9 protein-coding genes are annotated in these 17,745 nt (G+C 68.1%); 3 read left to right on the forward strand and 6 right to left on the reverse strand.

What is annotated here, in order from left to right:
* Positions 1 to 79: 79 nt before the first annotated feature.
* Positions 80 to 817, reverse strand: coding sequence for a polysaccharide deacetylase family protein (locus AC6HZP_RS04305; RefSeq protein ID WP_497525535.1), 738 nt, complete (start codon positions 815 to 817; stop codon positions 80 to 82).
* Positions 818 to 1,113: 296 nt separating this feature from the next.
* Between AC6HZP_RS04305 and AC6HZP_RS04310 the strand changes: the two genes are divergently transcribed.
* Together AC6HZP_RS04310 and AC6HZP_RS04315 are read left to right on the forward strand one after the other, a co-directional pair.
* Positions 1,114 to 1,512 (forward strand): response regulator, encoded by a 399-nt coding sequence (locus AC6HZP_RS04310; protein ID WP_497525536.1) that lies wholly within the window; start codon positions 1,114 to 1,116, stop codon positions 1,510 to 1,512.
* A 43-nt stretch (positions 1,513 to 1,555) separates the two neighbouring features.
* The gene (locus AC6HZP_RS04315) at positions 1,556 to 2,062 is read left to right on the forward strand and encodes an MgtC/SapB family protein (protein WP_497525537.1); all 507 of its coding nucleotides are present in this window, start codon (positions 1,556 to 1,558) and stop codon (positions 2,060 to 2,062) included.
* Between the two features lie 414 nt (positions 2,063 to 2,476).
* Here AC6HZP_RS04315 and AC6HZP_RS04320 read toward each other — a convergent pair whose 3' ends face one another.
* The 5 genes from AC6HZP_RS04320 to AC6HZP_RS04340 all read right to left on the reverse strand — a co-directional run bounded on the left by AC6HZP_RS04320 (position 2,477) and on the right by AC6HZP_RS04340 (position 15,636).
* Entirely contained in the window at positions 2,477 to 3,031 is a 555-nt protein-coding gene (locus AC6HZP_RS04320; RefSeq protein ID WP_497525538.1) for a DUF1345 domain-containing protein, read from the reverse strand.
* A gap of 129 nt (positions 3,032 to 3,160) precedes the next feature.
* The gene (pbpC, locus tag AC6HZP_RS04325; RefSeq protein WP_497525539.1) at positions 3,161 to 5,212 is read right to left on the reverse strand and encodes a penicillin-binding protein 1C; all 2,052 of its coding nucleotides are present in this window, start codon (positions 5,210 to 5,212) and stop codon (positions 3,161 to 3,163) included.
* Positions 5,213 to 5,421: 209 nt separating this feature from the next.
* The gene (locus tag AC6HZP_RS04330; protein WP_497525540.1) at positions 5,422 to 10,938 is read right to left on the reverse strand and encodes an alpha-2-macroglobulin family protein; all 5,517 of its coding nucleotides are present in this window, start codon (positions 10,936 to 10,938) and stop codon (positions 5,422 to 5,424) included.
* 416 nt (positions 10,939 to 11,354) lie between these two features.
* A complete protein-coding gene (locus AC6HZP_RS04335; RefSeq protein ID WP_497525541.1) occupies positions 11,355 to 12,278 on the reverse strand; it encodes a response regulator in 924 nt (307 codons plus the stop codon).
* On the reverse strand, positions 12,271 to 15,636 hold the full coding sequence (locus AC6HZP_RS04340) for an ATP-binding protein (RefSeq protein ID WP_497525542.1): 3,366 nt from the start codon (positions 15,634 to 15,636) through the stop codon (positions 12,271 to 12,273). Before AC6HZP_RS04340 ends, AC6HZP_RS04335 begins: the two co-directional genes overlap by 8 nt.
* Positions 15,637 to 16,427: 791 nt before the next feature.
* On the opposite strand from AC6HZP_RS04340, the gene urtA reads away from it, so the two are divergent.
* Entirely contained in the window at positions 16,428 to 17,717 is a 1,290-nt protein-coding gene (gene urtA, locus AC6HZP_RS04345; RefSeq protein WP_497526733.1) for an urea ABC transporter substrate-binding protein, read from the forward strand.
* Positions 17,718 to 17,745: the final 28 nt, after the last annotated feature.

Genomic DNA, 17,745 nt, shown 5'->3' on the forward strand with positions numbered 1-17,745 from the left:
TTCCGGGCCGGTGTTCATGGGCCCCGGCCTTCGCCGGGGCGACGGGGCCCTGCAGAGCTCTCCCGAAGGGACACGCCGCTCAGCGGCTCGCTTCGGTCTGCACGTCGTCGAGCTTGACGAAGACGGTGCCTTTGTCGATCAGGCGCTGGATGCCCTCGACGACGCCCTTGCCGGCCGGATGGCCCGGCTGGTTGATGTGGGCGATGATGACGTCGCCCGAGCGGGCGGCGGCGATGCGCTTCGCCACCGCCGCGGCCGGCAGCGACGCGCCCATGTCGGCGTTCAGCGAGAAGCCGGCGATCGAATAGCCCTCGGCCCGGATCGCATCCAGCGCGTCCTGGCTGTAGACGGCGGTGGCCCCGCGATACCAGCGCGGCGGCTTGCCGGTCGCCTTGAGGACCGCCGAGGCGCCGCCATCGACTTCCTTGCGCACTTCTTCCAGCGATCCCGCCGTCTTCAGGCCGTAGAGCTGCGGAACATCGGTGATGGCCGGGACGTGCTGGTCGCCATGGTTCTCGATCTGGAACAGCTCCGGATGCGCCAGGAGCACGGCCGTGGTCTCCTGGTTCCGCTTCAGCCAGCGATGCGTGACGAAGAGCGTCGCCGGAATCTGGTGCTGCACCAGCGTGTCGAGGATGCGCCGGTCGATCGTGCCGGAACAGGCATCGAAAGTGAGCGCGACGACGCGGGCGCCGGGCGGCGGCGCGGCGATCCGAAGCTTCAGTTCGATGTCCTGCGGCTTGGCGAGGGCGCCCTGGGCCAGCAGGAGCGTGGCGGCGACGGCCAGACAGCCGGCGCGAAGGGAGGGGATCGGCATCGGAACTCCTGGACACAGGAAGAAGACGCGCACCTAGCGTCGCGCTTGGGACGCATTTAAGGCAGGGCGACGGATTTTGCGCGGGGGGAGGGCTGTGAATCCTGTGCACTTTGCGAAATCCCGACTTGACGGTAATGTCTTGGGTTCCGGGACAGCATGGAGGCCATCACCCCGGGGCAAGGATGCCTCATGACCCGCAGGACGACGGAAAATGGTCGCCGAGAGGGGCGACGCAGCCTGACGGATGGCTCGCGACCGAGAGGGGGCGGGGCCTCTTTTTCGCTCGGGGCTTTGCCATGAACGAGCTCGCCCCCCTGATCCTGCTGGTGGAGGACGAGGCGACTTTGCGCCTCGCCGCGGCGGACCTGCTGGAAGATCTGGGCTTTCGCGTCGAGACGGCCGGATCCGCGCAGGAAGCGACGGCGCGGGTCGATCGGCGCGGTGGCGACTACCAGGTCGTCATCATCGATCTCGACCTGCCGGACCGCTCGGGCGCCGAGCTCGCCAAGGAAATCCGCGACAATCGCGCCGATGTTCCGATCGTGATCGCGAGCGGCTATGACGAGGCGAGCCTCGATCATGCGCTCGCCGACGACGCTCGCGTCGGCTTTCTCGGCAAGCCCTATGGGGTGAAGGGCGTGATGCAGGTACTGGCCGATCTCGGCATCCTCGTCGATCGATCTTTGCTACCCTGAGTGACCGGCGGGGGCCGGAAACCAGAGAGGATGCGGTCGGCATATGGAACTCTACCTGGAGGCCATGCTGCGGCTCGGCGCCGCGGCTATCTGCGGGCTGCTGATCGGCATCGATCGGGACACGCGCGAAAAGCCGGCCGGCATGCGTACGCTGGCGCTGGTGTCGCTCGGCGCCGCCGTGGCGACGCTGACGGCGATCCATATTCCCGGCTTCGTCATGGGATCGGACGCCATGAGCCGCGTGCTGCAAGGCGTGATCCAGGGCGTGCTCGCCGGCATCGGCTTCATCGGCGCGGGCACGATCCTGCATCTCGGCCAGCATGGCGGGCACGTCCAGGGCCTGACCACGGCGGCAACCGTCTGGGTCGCGGCGGCGCTTGGCATCACCTGCGGCCTCGGCACCTGGCCGATCGTCCTGGTCGCGCTTGTGCTGGTCCTCCTGATCCTGGTCGTCGCCCGATATTTCGAGCGCTGGCTGATCAGCCACCTCGTGCCTGAGAGCGGCAGATCGCGAGACGGCGCGGAGAAGGAAGGGCGGGAGAAAGGCTGAAGTTCCCATTTCAACGCTCCCATCGGAGGCCTTTGCAGAACGCCGAAGGTCACCACGTGTTTCAAGGTCTGCGGGCATGACACCGTCGCCCCGGCGGAGGCCGGGGCCCATAAACACCGGCCAAGAAAGCTTGGCCTAGCCTATCGGCCACAGGCCGGTGTGTCTGGATCCCGGCCTTCGCCGGGATGACGGCGGTGTTGCCCCTCACCTCTCCCTGAGGGAGAGGTCGGAGCGAAGCTCCGGGTGAGGGTTTAGGAAACCATCGGGTGAGGCCGTAAACCCTCACCCGCCGGCCTGCGGCCGTCGACCTCTCCCTCAGGGAGAGGTGAAAAGAAGCGTCCCACTACGGGCCAGACACGGAGGGAGAGACGAAGGCCGGCTTCCATCTGCATCCAGACATCGCGGCCCGCCCCCTCAGGTCAGCACACTCGCCCCGAGGTTGATGGCAAGCGCCAGCAGCGTCGTGTTGAAGATGAACGACGCGATCGAGTGGAACATCATGACCATGCGGAAATCCGTGGTCCGGACGTTCACGTCCGAGGTCTGGAAGGTCGCGCCGAGGCAGAAGGAAAAATAGAAGAAATCCCAGATCGACGGCTCCGGCGTATCCGGGAAGACGAGGCCGCCGACATCGTCCTCCTTGCCGTCCGCGTTGCTGTCGGTCCCGGCCGGCGCGTAATAGAGGCGGGCATAGTGGAACGCGAACAGCGTGTTGAAGACGGCCCAGCCGAGCGGGATGCTGATGATCGCGGTGGCGAGATGGGGCGCCGTCGTGTTGGCGCCGTTCAGGATCGAGAAGATCGAATAGAACGAGAAGGCGATGGCGCCGACCGTCAGGCACATGATCAGGACGATGCCTTCGTCCTCGCTCCGCGCCCTGAGCCGCAGCTTGTCGAGATTGGCCCTCGCCGCGAGCCGCAGCTGGAAGAACAGATAGACGATGAAGAACACGTCGCCGGCGGCGATCATCGCGAATTCCGGCCGCACCAGGCGAATGACGAAATAGGCGACGATGGCGACGAGGACCGACTGATAGAAATGGGTGTGCTGCTGCCAGTGGCGTTGGACGAAGGAAATCGGACTGCTCCGCCTTGCGGGTTACTCGACGAACACGGTCACGCGATCCGACCGTCCGGCCGAATCTACCACCGATAGCGTAACAAATCCGGGTCCGTCCGGCGCCCAGCTTTCCGCGCGCGAGAACGGGGTACGGGCGATCGGCACGCCGTTGGCGAACCAGGTGAAGGGCGGCTGGCCGTTGCGGATCTTGATCATCAGCGGCATCGGGTCGCCGGCGCGGATGCCGAGATCGACCTGCACGCCATCCGGCGGGAAGGCGATCTGCGGCGTGTCCGGCGCCTTGTTGGCGAGGATGTCGCTGCCGCGAAAGCGCTTCAGCGGCGCCGGCAGGTCGCCATTCGCGGCGATCAGCGCGCCACGCGGGGCGGGGGCGAGCGGAACGCGGTCGCCGCCCATCTTGTCGAACGCCTCGAACAGGATCGGCGCCGCTGTGCCGATGCCGGAAAGGCCGGAGACGGGCGCGCCATCGGCCCGTCCGGCCCAGACGCCGATCACCGTGCGGCCATCGAAGCCGATCGACCAGGCGTCGCGATAGCCATAGGAGGTGCCGGTCTTGTAGGCGATGCGGCCGCGCGCGCCGATGGTCGGCGGCGGCACGTCGGCGAGGATGTTTCCGACATACCAGGCGGCGAGCGGCTCCAGCACCGGCGCGGGCTCGGCCGTCGGCGTGCGCGGTGCGGGCTCGGTATGCAGCGTCACCGGCCGGCCGCCGCGCGCGATCGCGCCATAGAGCGAGACGAGGTCGCGCAGCGAAAGGCCGACGCCGCCGAGCCCGACCGCGAGGCCGGCGGCCGACATGTCCGGCAGGCGCGGGCTCGCCGCCGCGCGCTTCATCCGCGCGATCAGCCGCGCCGGCCCGACCGCGTCGAGCACCTGCACCGCCGGAACGTTGAGCGATTGCGTCAGCGCGTCGTGGATGGTCACCGTGCCGCGATAGAACCCGTCGAAATTGACCGGCGCATAGCCGGCGAAGGCCGAGGGCTTGTCCTCGATCAGGCTTTGCGGATGGGCGAGGCCCTGCTCGAAGGCGAGACCGTAGATCAGCGGCTTCAGCGTCGAGCCGGGCGAGCGGATCGCCTCGGTCATGTCGACGAAGCCGTTCCGCGTATCGTCCATGAAGCTGGCGGAACCCACCGAGGCGAGGATATCGCCGCTGACATGGTCGGCGACGAGAAGGGCGACGGAGGCCTTGGGGCCAGCCTTGGCGGCGCGGGCGCTTGCCAGCGCCTCGAGCTTCGCCTGCAGACGGCCGTCGACGGTCAGGCGGATGACGGGCTCGGTCGGATGACGCCTGCGCGCCTGGTCACCGAGATGGGCGGCCAGCATGGGGAAGGGTTTTCGCGCCTCCGGCACGCGCTCGGTCTTGGCGGCGGCGGCGGTCTCCTCGTCGAGCACGCCGGCCGTTACCAGCCGGTCGAGCACACGGTCGCGCGCCGCCTTGGCGGCCTTCGGGTCGCGGTCCGGCCGCCGCGCTTCCGGGGACTGCGGCAGCGCGACGAGGAGGGCGGCCTCGGCGATGGTCAGCCGGCGCGGTTCCTTGCCGAAATAGGCGAGGGTGGCGGCGCGGATACCCTCCAGATTGCCGCCATAGGGCGCGAGCGTCAGGTAGAGCGACAGGATCTGGTTCTTGTCGAGCCGGTCCTCCAGCGCGCGGGCATGCACGATCTGCTTGAGCTTGCTCTCGGCCTGCCGGGTCGAGCCGCCCTGGACGAGGCGTGCCACCTGCATGGTCAGCGTCGAGCCGCCGGAGACGACATGGCCGTTGCGGACGATCTGCGCGGCGGCGCGGACGAACGCCCGCCAGTCGACGCCGTGATGCTCGCTGAAGCGCCGGTCCTCGTAGCCCTTCAGCATGGTGATGAACATCGGGTCGACGTCGGCGAGCCCGACCGGCAGCCGCCAGCGGCCCTCGGCGATGGTGTAGGGCCGGAGCAGCGCGTCGCCGCGGTCGACGACGATCTGCGAGGTGGGCACCGTCGCCGGATCGGGCACCGGCGGCAGGGTCGTCTCGATCTGGCGCACGACGTCGGAGAACCCGGCATAGCCGAAGAAGCCGGCGAGTCCGAGCACGACCCCGGCAATGGCGGCGCGGCGTGGCCATCGGTTATGGCTGCGCTTGCCTTCTCCCTCCCCCTTGTGGGGAGGGCCGGGGAGGGGGAGCGCCGGGGACGAAGCGGACGTGTCCGGAGTGAGGGAGCCGGTACCCCCCTCTCCAACTCTCCCCCGCAAGGGGGGAGAGGGCTGGCCGTCGCTCGTCATCGACATCGCCGTTCAGCGCCTCACTTCGTCGTCGTCGGTCCGACGATCTCGACCGAGCCGGTGTCGGTGTGGGCCTGGCGGTCGGGGTCGTACATGTCCTCGACCGTCGCCGCCGGATGCACGAACTTGCCCGGCGAGACGGCGCGGACGCCGTAGGCGACCGTGAACTCTAAGGGATCGCCGGACGAGCGGGTCAGCGCCGCCACGAAGCGGTCGGTGCGCGCCTCGGTGTGCGCCAGCTCGGTCGTGCCCTGCAGCCACTCATAGGACGAGGTGTCGCCCGAGCGCGAGAGGTTGGGGTTCTCGATCTCGAAGCCGGCCGGCAGCGGATCGACCACCATCAGCCGTCCGAAGCGCGCCTGGTCGGCCGTCACCTTCAGAACCACCACCAGCCTGTCGTTCTGCGCGACCGTCGACGGGTCCGCCTCGCTGCCGTCGGTGTTGAAATAGCTGCGGGTGATGGCGAAGCCCTCGCCGCCGGCAGGCTCCGGTGATGACGGAATGCCGGTCAAGGTCAGCGCGGCGTCGAGCGGCACGTCGCTGGTGTTGGCGACGACGAGCGGCCGGTTGTCGACGTCCGAGCCGAGGAGCTTGCGGTAGAGCGGCACCTCGCCCTTGTTGCCGTCGATCTCGATCGAAGCCTGCTTTAGGTCCGACATCATCGCGGCGGCCGCCATCAGCATCCAGCCCTGCTCCTGGGTGGAGAGATAGCGGCGGTTGTCGCGCGTCGTCACGACGTCGTCGATCAGCTTCTTGACGTTGGCGCCCTTGTCGCCGCTCTCGGCCACGAGGGTGAGCACCGCCGCCTGGTCGCGCAGGCCCGAACCATAGTCCTCGCGGCCGGCGAGCTCGCGGCCGGTGACGCGGCGGAGATTGTCGATGGCGACGCCGAGCACGGAGCCCGAGCGCGCCTTGTCGCCATAGAGCGCCAGCGCCGCGCCGATCTGCGCCTGCGCCAGCGGGGTCGCGAAGTTGTTCAGCTTCGTTTCCGCGTAGTAGCGCAGATCGCCGATCGCTGCCTTGCCGTTGCGGGCGAGCACATAGAGCGAATAGGCGATCGCCTCGCCGCCCCGGTCGAAGTCGGAGGCGTAGCCGACCTTGTTCGCGAGGTTGTCGAGCGCGTTGTTGAACGCGACCTCCGGAACGAGATAGCCGCCCGCCTTGGCGCGGGTCAGGAAGTCGGTGACATAGGCGTCGAGCCAGAGGTCGTCATAGCCCGGCCCCCAGAGGCCGAACGAGCCGGCCGAGGACTGGTTGTCGAGCACCTTGCCGATCGAGGCCTGGATGCGCTCGCGCAGTTCGCTGTCCTGCGCGATGCCGATCGTCGCCGCCACCTGGTTCAGGTAGAGCAGCGGCATGGCCTTCGAGGTGATCTGCTCGGTGCAGCCATAGGGGTAGCGGTCGAGCGAGGCGAGGATCGCCGCGACGTCGAGCTTGGCCGTGCCGCCGACGGCGAGCGTCGCGCTCGTCGTTCCCGGCACGAACTCGGAGAAGGCGTAGCGGTCGACGCTCAGCGTGTTGCCGGGCGCGAGCGAGATCAGCGAGCGGCGCGAGACCGGCTGGCCGGCCGGGCGGATGCCCAGCATATACGTCCGGGCGAAGGTCTGGCCGTTCTCCGGGCTCGCCAGGCTGACGGTGATCTCGTGGTCGCCGATGTCGACGGCCTTGATCGGCAGCGCGACCGTCGCGCGACCGGCCTTTTCCAGCCGGATCCCTCTGTCCGCGTCGCCCGGATCCATGGCGACGCCGGGCGCGTCGACGGCGAGCCGGTAGTCGCCGGCCGGCCCCTCGACATTGTTGACCTCGACCAGGATGCGGCTCTGGTCGTCCGGCGTCATGAAGCGCGGCAGGCTCGCCATCACCACGACGGGATCGCGGACGATGATATCCTGCTCGGCATGGCCGATGCCCTCCTTCGACCAGGCCATCGCCATGACACGGACGGTGCCGTTGAAGTCGGGCAGGTCAAAGGTGATCGTCGCCTTGCCGTTTTCGTCGACCTTCACCACGCCGGAATAATAGGCGATCAGCTTCTCGGTCGGCGGCGGCGACTTCAGCCCTGCCGCGCCGCCATCGCCGCCGGAGCGGAGACGACCCGGAACGCCCTGCATGCGGTCGATCAGCAGGCCATAGAGGTCACGGATTTCCATGCCAAGCCGGCGCTGGCTGAAATACCAGCCGTCCGGATCGGGCGTCTTGAACTGGGTCAGGTTGAGGATGCCGACATCGACGGCGGCGACCGTGACATAGGCGTCCTCGCCGGCCTTCAGGTTGGCGAGCGTGACGGGGATGGTCAGGGACCCGCGTGGCCGGATCTGGTCCTCGGCGCCCAACTGGACGTCGATGCGGCGGTCGGCCGGATCGACCGGCACCCAGGCGAGGCCGAGCGCGCGCGAGGGCATGCGCTTCGCCTGCACGTCCATCGGCCGGAACAGGGTCGCGGTGACATAGGCGCCCGGTCCCCATTTCGTCGTCACGTCGAGGTCGACGGTGGTGCCGCCCTCCGGCACATCGACCGTCTTCATGTCGATGACGCGGTCGTCGATCACCATGATCTGGGCGATGCCGGGGAAGCGCGGATCGAGGCGCAGCTTGGCCGTTTCGCCGGGCTTGTAGTTCTTCTTGTCGAGCGAGACGGTCAGCATGTCCGGCGTCTCGGACGCTGCACTCGCGTCGACATACCAGCCGGCGTCGAAGGCGTAGCTCGACGAGGTCGGCGCCTCGCCGGCGAGCGCCACCGTCAGGCGGAAGCGGCCCCAGTCGACCTTGCTCTCGACCGTCGCGGGCTTGGAGGCGGAAAGGTCGACCGTGCCGTTGGCGACGCGGGTCGCCGTCGTGATCGCCTCGTATTTCCAGGCGCCGTCGCGACGGTACCACTGGTAATTCGTGTCGAGCTTCTCGATCGTCCAGGTCGCGCCCTTGGCATCGATGCGCTTGCCGTCCGGGCCGATGGCGATCAGCTCGAAGGACGCGGCGCCGCCTTCCGGCACGCTGCCGTCGAAAGCAGGCTTGATGCCAATATGCGGCTTGGTGCCGTCGGACGGCAGCGTCATCCGCCGCTCGACCGCGCGGCCGTTCGTGTCGGTGACGCGGACGATGATCTCGGCGTTGAAGAGCTTGGTCGTTTCCGGCAGCGACGGCACGGTGGCGTCGAAGCTGGCGCGGCCTTCCTCGTCGGTGACGGCGCTGGCGCCGAGCGAATCCCGCACGCTCTCGACCGGATCGTCCGAAAGGCCGAAGGCGTAGCCCGGATAGTCCGGGCTGACGCTGGTCGGCGTGGCGATGATGTCGCCGTCGACGCCGAGGCCGATCGCGTTGGCGCCATAGAGATATTTCGCGGTCAGCTCGATCGGGAAGGCTCCGCCCGAGGTGAGCCGCTCGGCGGTGGTCTTCAACTCGAAGGCGACGCGCTCCGGCTCGAAATCGTCGACGAGCGCCGAGATCTCGGTCAGCGCCGCGCCGTCGGGATCGGCATAGAGCTGGAAGCGCCAGGCGCCGCGCTGGGCGCCGTCGGGGATGGCGACGTCGCGGCTGTAGCCGCCCTGGCCTTCGTCGTCGAGCTTGGTGCGCAGGAATTCGACGCCGTCCGGGCGGTCGACGACGAGCGTCAGCGGCAGGCCGGCGACGGCCTTGGCCTGGCTGTCGCGCAAGAGCGCGGTCAGATGCACGGTCTCGCCGGGGCGGTAGATGCCGCGCTCGGAGGTGAAGAAGGTATCGAGCGCGCCCGGCGCCGGGCGGCCGTCAACGCCGCGGTCGGTCAGGTCGAACGCCGTCTTCTTCATGTCGAGGAAGGCGTAGTCGCCGGCTTCGGTCTGCGCGACCAGAAGCTGGGGCGCCATGCCGCCCGTGCCGCGCGCCAGGCCGGACTCGAAATGGACGTAGCCGTCGGCGTTGGTGGTGGCCTCGCCGAGGATCTCGTCATTGGTCGCGACCAGCTTCACCTTGACGCCGGCCAGCGCCTTGGCGGTGTTGAGCGAGCGGATGACGGCATGGACGCCGTCATTGCCGGAAAGGGCCGAGAGGCCGAGGTCGGAGACGATGAACCACTGGGTCGCGAGGGAGGAATCATAGCCGCCGTCGCTGGAGCCCTTGGTCGCCGCCTTGGCGGTGATGACATAGACGCCGGGCTCGATCGTCTTGACCGCGTCGCCGATCGGAATCGCCGTGGTGATGCTCTCGTTCAGCTTCTTGTTCGCCACCTCGATCTGGCCCTTCCAGACCGAGATGCCGGACTGGCCGGCGATCTGGCTGGCGGAGTAGCTGTCGAGCTGGCGCAGGAAATTGCCGTCGCGCACGGCGATGGCGAGCGCGCGATCGCCGATCCGGTAGACTTCGGCGTCGATCAGGTCCGTGTTGACCGAGTCGATCGGGATCGAGGCGCCCTGGCCGGCCGGCAGCACATAGGCGTTGCCGGCGAAGCCGACCCAGGGCGCGCGGTCGCGGATATAGCTCGAGACCTCTGCCATCTGCTGGAGCTTCTCGCCGTCGGCGGAAGGCAGGCCGGCGCGGAAGCGCATCGTGTAGCGCTGGCCGTGCTTCAGCCCGTCGATGCAGATCTGGTTGTCCTGCGGCTCGACCGCGAGGCCCTTGCCGCCCTCAACGACGACGAAGTCCGAGAGTGTCGGATCGGAGACGGGGAGGGGATCGGAGAAGACGACGCACATGCGCGGCGAGGCGGCGTCGGCGTCGATCGTGTTGGAGACGATGCGGAAGCCGCGCTCGGCGATGAGCTTGTCGAAGGCGGCGCGGAGCTGCGGATCCTGCTTGTATTCGAGGCTCAGGCGATAGGCCTTGATCGCGGCCTTCCACATCTCCCGCTTTTCCAGCGCCTGGCCGAGCAGGGCGAGGGCCTGCGCCTGTTCGCCGGTGCCGTCGGCGCGCAGATAGGCGTTGATCGCGGCCGACGAGGCGGCCGTCATCGCCTGCTGGCGCTGGCCGTAATCGTCGGGGTTGCGCTGCAGCTCGGCGGCGGCGAAGGCGCGCCAAAGCGCCGGGTCGTCCGGAGCGATGGCGAGCATGGCGCCGAGATCGCGCGCCAGCTCGGTGACGTTGCCGGTCTGGCGCGAGCGTTCGGCGCCGAGGCGGATCGTGTCGTAGCCGACGCCGTGCGAGGGATAGTCGCTGGCGAGCGCGCCGAGCTGGCGCTTGGCCTCGTCGAAGGGCGAGGGGCCGAGGAAGGCGAGTTCCTCGATCCGCTTCTCGGCGACGTTTCTGTCGATCGCCTTGGCGGTGACGACGCGGCCGGCATTGGCGCCGGGGGAGACCGCGAGCGCGCCGAAGTCGCTCTTCAGGAAGCACCACTTCGCCTTGGTGTTGTAGGTGAAGGCCTTGCAGTTTCCGTCGTCGGTGCAGGCCGTGGCGCAGGCCTTCTGGTCGACATCCTTCAGCGTCTGATAGTCGAAGCTCGGATAGTCGGCGTCGCGGCTGATGATCACCCGCCGGGGGCCACTCTCCTGCGCGCTGGCCGGAGCCGCGAGGCCGCCGAGCGAAAGGGTCAGTCCGAGCACGAGCCCGAAAATGCCGCCAACACCGCGCATGTTTGTCTCCCGTTCAGCCGCCGCCCAATCCGCCGCAGTCTACGGGCCGCGCCCCTCGCCGTAAAGCGGTGCCCGCCGCCGGCGCACAACGCTAAGTGTTTTGGAATGAATGGAAATTTGTCATGGCTAGCGCGTTTGTGATGGCGGTCACACGGGCCGTGCCTGCTCCTTCACCTCTCCCTGAGGGAGAGCCTTGCACAACAGCGCCGTCAATATGTTGAGATGGCACGAGCATCGGCTCATCAGGCCGTGCCGCCCTCCGCCGTCATCCCGGCGAAGGCCGGGATCCAGACACACCGGCCTGTGGTCGATAGGCGGAGGCCAAGCTTTCCTGGACGGTGTTCATGGGCCCCGGCCTCCGCCGGGGCGACGGTGCCCATAGGCCGGTGGCCCTCAGGGCGAGGGGAAGGTTGAGCTCAACCCTCGCCGAGCGCCGACAAAGCGGTGACCGCTGCCGAGGCGCGGTTTTCGACGCCGAGCTTCTGGTAGACCTGCTCCAGATGCTTGTTCACCGTGCGCGGCGACAGGCCGAGGATCTCGGCGATGTCGCGGTTCGATTTTCCGCGCGCGATCCAGAGCAGCACCTCCGCCTCGCGCTGCGTGACGGTGAACTGGCGGCGCAGCAGCGCCTCCTGGCCGCTGTCGTCCTCGCTCGACAGGCGGAACAGGAACTCGTCCTCGCCGGTCTTGCCGAGGAAGGCGAGCTGCAGTTGCCTTCCGCCCTCGACAGGGATCGGCCCGGGCTGGGTGGTGCCGCCGCGCTCGCCGGCCGAGACGCGCAGCCAGACGCGGATGCTTTCCGGCAGGCGGATATGGCCGTCGCAGTTCGGCAACGTCGCTTCGAGCAGCTTGACCGCCTGCGGCGTGCACCAGCGGATCTCGCCCTCGCGGTTGGCGGCGAGCAAATAGCGCCCGGCCGTGTCGAGCGCCAGGCGCGCGCTCTGCGCCGTGCGGGCATTGGCGAGGTGGACGCGGATGCGGGCGAGCAGCACGTCGAGCACGATCGGCTTGGTGACATAGTCGACGCCGCCCGCCTCCAGCCCCTCCAGCACATGCTCCGTCTCCGACAGGCCGGTCATGAAGATCACGGGCACATGCGCGAGCGCCGTGTTCGCCTTGAGCCGGCGGCAGGCTTCGAAACCGTCCATGCCGGGCATGACCGCGTCCATCAGCACGATGTCGGGGGTGATCCGCTCGACCAGCGTCAGCGCCCGCGCGCCGGAGGTCGCGACCAGCACGGTGGCGCCGGCGCGCTCCAGCGCCTCGGTCAGAAAGCTCAGCGTCTCGGGCGAATCGTCGACGACGAGGACGATGTCGCGGCCATGCGTCGTCTCACTCATGCTCGCTCACTTCCTCCAGCGTCGCCTGGTAGCGGTCGAAATCGAAGTTCCGGAGATGCCCGCGTAAGACCGCCACGAAGGGCTGGTTGTCCGTCTCGGCCGAAAGCGCTTCCAGCTTTGCCTCGATGCCGCGGACATAGCCGATATGGCCGAGATCGAGAAGCTCGCGCACATGGTCGGCGCCGGGGCTGCGCAGCGGCGCCGCGACCTCGATGCGAGGCGCCGGCGGCTCGTCGATCCAGTCGAGCTGCAAGAGCGCCTGGATGCGGTCGAGCAGCTGTCGCATGTCGAACGGCTTCGGCAGCGCGGCATCATGGGCGTCCTCGGCCGGTTCTGGCTGCATCTCGCCGAGGCTCGCCGACAGCATGACGATCGGCGCGGCGTGGCCGCCTTCCCGAAGCCGCCGCGCCAGCTCCCAGCCGGTCATGCCGGGCATGGAGATGTCGAGCAGGAAGAGATCGGGCCTTATGTCGGCCGTCAGCGCCAGGCAGGCGGGGCCATCGGCGACGGCGAGCACGGTGAAGCCGAGCGGCTCCAGGATCTGCCGCACCAGCTCGCGATGATCCTGGTCGTCGTCAGCGACGAGGATGACGCGGCGCTGGCCCTGGTAGCCGAACACCCGCTTGGCCGGCGGCGGCAGCGGCGCCGGCCGGTCGATGGCGGTGAGCATGACGCGCACCTCGAACCGGCTGCCGGCGCCGGGCCGGCTGGTGAGCCGGATGTCGCCGCCCATCAGCTGCGCCAGCATCTTGGTAATCGTCAGCCCAAGCCCGGTGCCGGGGGCTGCCAGCGCCTGCGCGCCGCTGCCGCGCTCGAACGGCTCGAAGATGCGGTCGAGATCCTCGGCGGCGATGCCGGGGCCGGTATCCTCGACGGTGAGCGTCGCGATCTGGCTGCGATAGGCGAGGCGGAAGGTGACGCCTCCCTGATCCGTGAACTTGATCGCGTTGGAGAGCAGGTTGACCAGGATCTGGCGCAGCCGCTTCTCGTCGGTCGCCACCACCTCCGGCAGTTGCTCCGGCCGCTCGAAGCGGAAGGCGAGGCCCTTCGCCTCGGCCTGGAAGCGGAACATGTCGACGAGCTGATCGAGGAAATCGCCGAGCCGGATCTCGTCGCGCTGCAACCGCAGCCGGCCGGTCTCGATGCGCGAGATCTCCAGGAGCCCGTCGATCAGGCCGGAGAGGTGCTCGGCGCTGCGGCGGATGACGCTGATATTGCCCTGCCGCTCGCGCGGGATGGTCTCGTCGCGCTCCAGGATCTGGGCATAGCCGAAGACGGCGTTGAGCGGCGTGCGCAATTCGTGGCTGAGGCCGACCAGATAGCGGCTCTTCGCCTGGTTGGCGGATTCGGCGACTTCCTTGGCCCGCTGCAGCTCGGCGTCGGTCTTCCGGTGCGCCTCGATTTCGCGCAAGAGCAGCGTCGTCTGCCGCGCTGATTCCTCCTGCGCCACATGCCGGCTCTCGTTCGCGAGCACGAGGAACCAGGCGGCGATGCCGGAGACGATCAAGAGGATGAAGAAGGCCGCCCAGAGCGTCTGGCCGATGATGTCGCCAAAGCCGCTCTCGTGCACGCCGCGATAGGAGGTCGCCTGCACGTGGATCAGCAGCAGCACCAGGCTGATCACCGCCATGAACAGGGTCAGCACGCCGGCATAGTGGATGATGCGCGGGCTGATGCGCTTGGCGAGCCCCGTCGGCAGCACAGCGGCGGCGGCGATGCTGACCTGGTTCTGCAGCCGCGCATGCGGCTTGCAGAGGTCGTGGCAGCGGGCGTCGAGCGAGCAGCAGAGCGAGCAGATCGGCCCGGAATAGGCCGGGCAATAGGCGGTGTCCTCCGGCTCGAAATAGTGCTCGCAGACCGTGCAGCGGATCTCCTTGATCGTATGCCAGTGCGCGCGCGGCTTTCGCGCCAGGTAGTAGCGGCCGCCCGTGCCCCAGGCGATCAGGGGAGCCGCCACCAGCGCCACGCCGAGCGCGATGAACGGCGCGAAGGCCTGCGCCACCGCGCCGGCGAGGCCGACCGCCGCGCCAAGGCCGAGCAAGGTGGCGATCGCCATCGCGCCGACGCCGACTGGGTTGATGTCGTAGAGATGGGCGCGCTTGAACTCGATCCCCGGCGGCGACAGGCCGAGCGGCTTGCTGATGGCGAGGTCGGCGACGATGGTGCCGAGCCAGGCGACAGCGACCACGGAGAACAGGCCGAGCGTCTGCTCCAGCGCCTGGTAGATGCCGAGCTCCATCAGGAGCAGCGCGATCGCGACGTTGAAGAGCAGCCAGACGACGCGGCCGGGATGGCTGTGCGTCAGCCGCGAGAAGAAGTTCGACCAGGCGAGCGAGCCCGCATAGGCGTTCATCACGTTGATCTTCAGCTGCGAGACGACGACGAAGGCGGCGGTCAGGAACAGTGCCGCATCGGGCCAGGGCAGCACGTAGCCGAAGGCGACGACATACATCCGCGCCGGCTCGGCCGCATGCTCGACCGGCACGCCGTGCCGGAGCGCCAGCACGGCGAGGAAGGAGCCGAACAGGAGCTTCGGCGCGCCGACGAGGATCCAGCCGGCGCCGGCGAGCAGCGTCGCGATACGTCCACGTTTTCCTTCAAGGCCCTGGGCCGGCAGGAAGCGCAGGATATCGACCTGCTCGCCGATCTGCGGCATCAGGCCGAGGATGACGGAGCAGGCGGCGCCGAGCGAGACCAGGCCGATGCCGTTTCCCGCCGTCGTCGGCGCCAGGCCTTCGAAGGCGAACCAGGAGGCGAGGGAGCCGGAATCCTGCCAGAGGATGAAGCCGACCGGCAGGATGTTGAGGATGATCCAGAGCGGCTGGGTCAGGAGCTGGAAGCGGCTGATCCAGGTGATGCCATGCGTCACCAGCGGGATGACGATGACCGCGCTCAAAATGTAGCCGAGCCAGATCGGGATGCCGAAGGCGATCTCCAGCGCCGTCGTCATGATCGAGGCTTCGATCGCGAACAGGATGAAGGTGAAGGTGGCGTAGATCAGCGATGTGACGGTGGAGCCGATATAGCCGAAGCCGGCGCCGCGGGTGAGCAGGTCGATGTCGACGCCGTAGCGCGCCGCATAGCGGGCGATCGGCAGGCCGGTCAGGAAGAGCACGATACCGACGATCGCGGTCGCGTAGAGGGTGGTCATCGTGCCGTGCGACAGCGTTATCGCGCCGCCGACCGCCTCCAGCGCCAGGAAGGAAATGGCGCCGATCGCCGTCTGCGCGACGCGCGGCGTGGTCCAGCGCCGGGCGCTCTTGGCGGTGAAGCGGAGCGCGTAGTCCTCCAGCGTCTGGTTGGCGACCCAGCGATTGTAGTCGCGGCGGACGGGGAGGATCCGCTGTCGTCCGGTCATCGCGTCTCTGCTCATCTTCTGGGCGTGCCTACTAATTAAGCGAAGATGCGCGATCCCGCGCTGCGGCGCAAGATGGGCGGGGGCGATTTTGGGGGCAGGAAGACCCTCACCCCAACCCTCTCCCGCGCGCGGGGGAGGGAGACGGACTGTGCGCCGCGCGTCGGCGTCGGCGTTGAGCTTGCTCGCAAGACGCCAGCCCCACGCTCGCCGTCATCCCGGCCCCCGAGCCGGGATCCATTCAGCTGGGTTGCCGGTTGTTGGTGCGCAACGACGTGAGCCTCAGGCTGTATGGATTCCTGCTTTCGCAGGAATGACGGAGCTTTTTCTGGGACGGGAAGTGGGCGACACGCCAACATCCTCATTGAGCTTGCTCGCACGACGCCAGCCCCACGGTCGCCGTCATCCCGGCCTCCGAGCCGGGATCCATTCCAGCCGGGTTGCCGGTCGTTGGAGCGCAACAACGTTGGCCTCAGGCTGTATGGATCCTCGCCTTCGCGAGGATGACGGCGGAGGGTGAGACGAGGTGGAGAGCCCTCCCTCCCCATGGCAGAGGCGAAGGCCCCGCCGTCGTCTCGGCAGCCCCCCGCCCAGCCCCTCCCGCCGACCTACGTCAATCGACGTATATGCTGCACTGCCAAAACTGCCGAGACTTCCCCCAAGAACGCGATCGGCCCGGCGACCCGCCGGATATCCCGCCGATCCCGTTCCGCGATGGTCGAACGCAACCGCTCCGCCCGGCAGGAAATGTCGCGGAAAGGGGCCAGCAGGGGGAATGGATACCGATGAGCTACATGAGCCGCATCGTCGGCGCGATCGCGACGGCCGCCATGATCGGCGCCGGAACGGTTGGCGCCATCGCCGCGGAGGACACGATCAAGGTCGGCGTTCTCCATTCGCTGTCGGGCACGATGGCGATTTCCGAGACGACGCTGAAGGACACCGTCCTGTTCCTGATCGACGAGCAGAACAAGAAGGGCGGCGTGCTGGGCAAGAAGCTCGAGGCGGTCGTCGTCGACCCGGCCTCGAACTGGCCGCTCTTCGCCGAGAAGGCGCGCGAGCTGATCAGCCAGGACAAGGTTTCGGTCGTGTTCGGCTGCTGGACCTCGGTCTCGCGCAAGTCGGTGCTGCCGGTGTTCAAGGAGCTGAACTCGATCCTGTTCTATCCGGTCCAGTATGAGGGCGAGGAGAGCGAGCGGAACGTCTTCTACACCGGCGCTGCGCCGAACCAGCAGGCGATCCCGGCCGTCGACTATCTGATGAGCGAGGAAGGCGGCGCCGTGAAGCGCTGGGTGCTCGAAGGCACCGACTACGTCTATCCGCGCACCACCAACAAGATCCTCGAAGCCTATCTGAAGTCGAAGGGCGTCGCCGCCGAGGACATCCTGGTCAACTACACGCCGTTCGGCTTCTCCGACTGGCAGACCGAAGTCGCCGCGATCAAGAAGTTCGGCTCGGCCGGCAAGAAGACCGCCGTCGTCTCGACCGTCAATGGCGACGCCAACGTGCCGTTCTACAAGGAGCTCGGCAACCAGGGCATCAAGGCGACCGATATTCCGGTCGTGGCCTTCTCGGTCGGCGAGGAAGAGCTGGCCGGCATCGACACCAAGCCGCTCGTCGGCCATCTCGCCGCCTGGAACTACTTCCAGTCGATCGACACGCCGGAGAACGAGGAATTCATCAAGAAGTGGCGCGCCTTTATCGGCAACGACAAGCGCACCACCAACGACCCGATGGAAGCGACCGTCATCGGCTTCAACGCCTGGGTGAAGGCGGTCGAGAAGGCCGGCACGACCCAGTCCGACGCGGTGATCGACGGCCTGATCGGCGTCTCGGTGCCGAACCTGACCGGCGGCTTCTCCACCATCATGCCGAACCACCACATCACCAAGCCCGTCTATATCGGCGAGATCCAGGACGACGGCCAGATCGACGTCGTGTGGCAGACCCCGGGCCTGGTCGTCGGCGACGAGTGGTCCGACTACCTGCCCGACTCGAAGGACCTGATCTCCGATTGGCGCGCCCCGATGTCCTGCGGCAACTTCAACGTCGCAACCGGCAAGTGCGGCGGCAAGGGTTCCTGACCTCCGCCGGAAAGCCCGAGAAGACGGG

The sequence above is a fragment of the Kaistia sp. SLG-1 genome (assembly GCF_059699055.1).

What these genes read in the sequence shown, in the direction of transcription:
- AC6HZP_RS04310 (WP_497525536.1), top strand. Translation starts at nt 1,114, where the DNA reads ATGAACGAGCTCGCCCCCCTGATCCTGCTGGTGGAGGACGAGGCGACT.
- AC6HZP_RS04315 (WP_497525537.1), top strand. Translation starts at nt 1,556, where the DNA reads ATGGAACTCTACCTGGAGGCCATGCTGCGGCTCGGCGCCGCGGCTATC.
- AC6HZP_RS04305 (WP_497525535.1), bottom strand. Translation starts at nt 817, where the DNA reads ATGCCGATCCCCTCCCTTCGCGCCGGCTGTCTGGCCGTCGCCGCCACG.
- AC6HZP_RS04335 (WP_497525541.1), bottom strand. Translation starts at nt 12,278, where the DNA reads ATGAGTGAGACGACGCATGGCCGCGACATCGTCCTCGTCGTCGACGAT.
- AC6HZP_RS04320 (WP_497525538.1), bottom strand. Translation starts at nt 3,031, where the DNA reads ATGATCGCCGCCGGCGACGTGTTCTTCATCGTCTATCTGTTCTTCCAG.
- urtA (WP_497526733.1), top strand. Translation starts at nt 16,428, where the DNA reads ATGAGCCGCATCGTCGGCGCGATCGCGACGGCCGCCATGATCGGCGCC.
- AC6HZP_RS04340 (WP_497525542.1), bottom strand. Translation starts at nt 15,636, where the DNA reads ATGACCGGACGACAGCGGATCCTCCCCGTCCGCCGCGACTACAATCGC.
- AC6HZP_RS04330 (WP_497525540.1), bottom strand. Translation starts at nt 10,938, where the DNA reads ATGCGCGGTGTTGGCGGCATTTTCGGGCTCGTGCTCGGACTGACCCTT.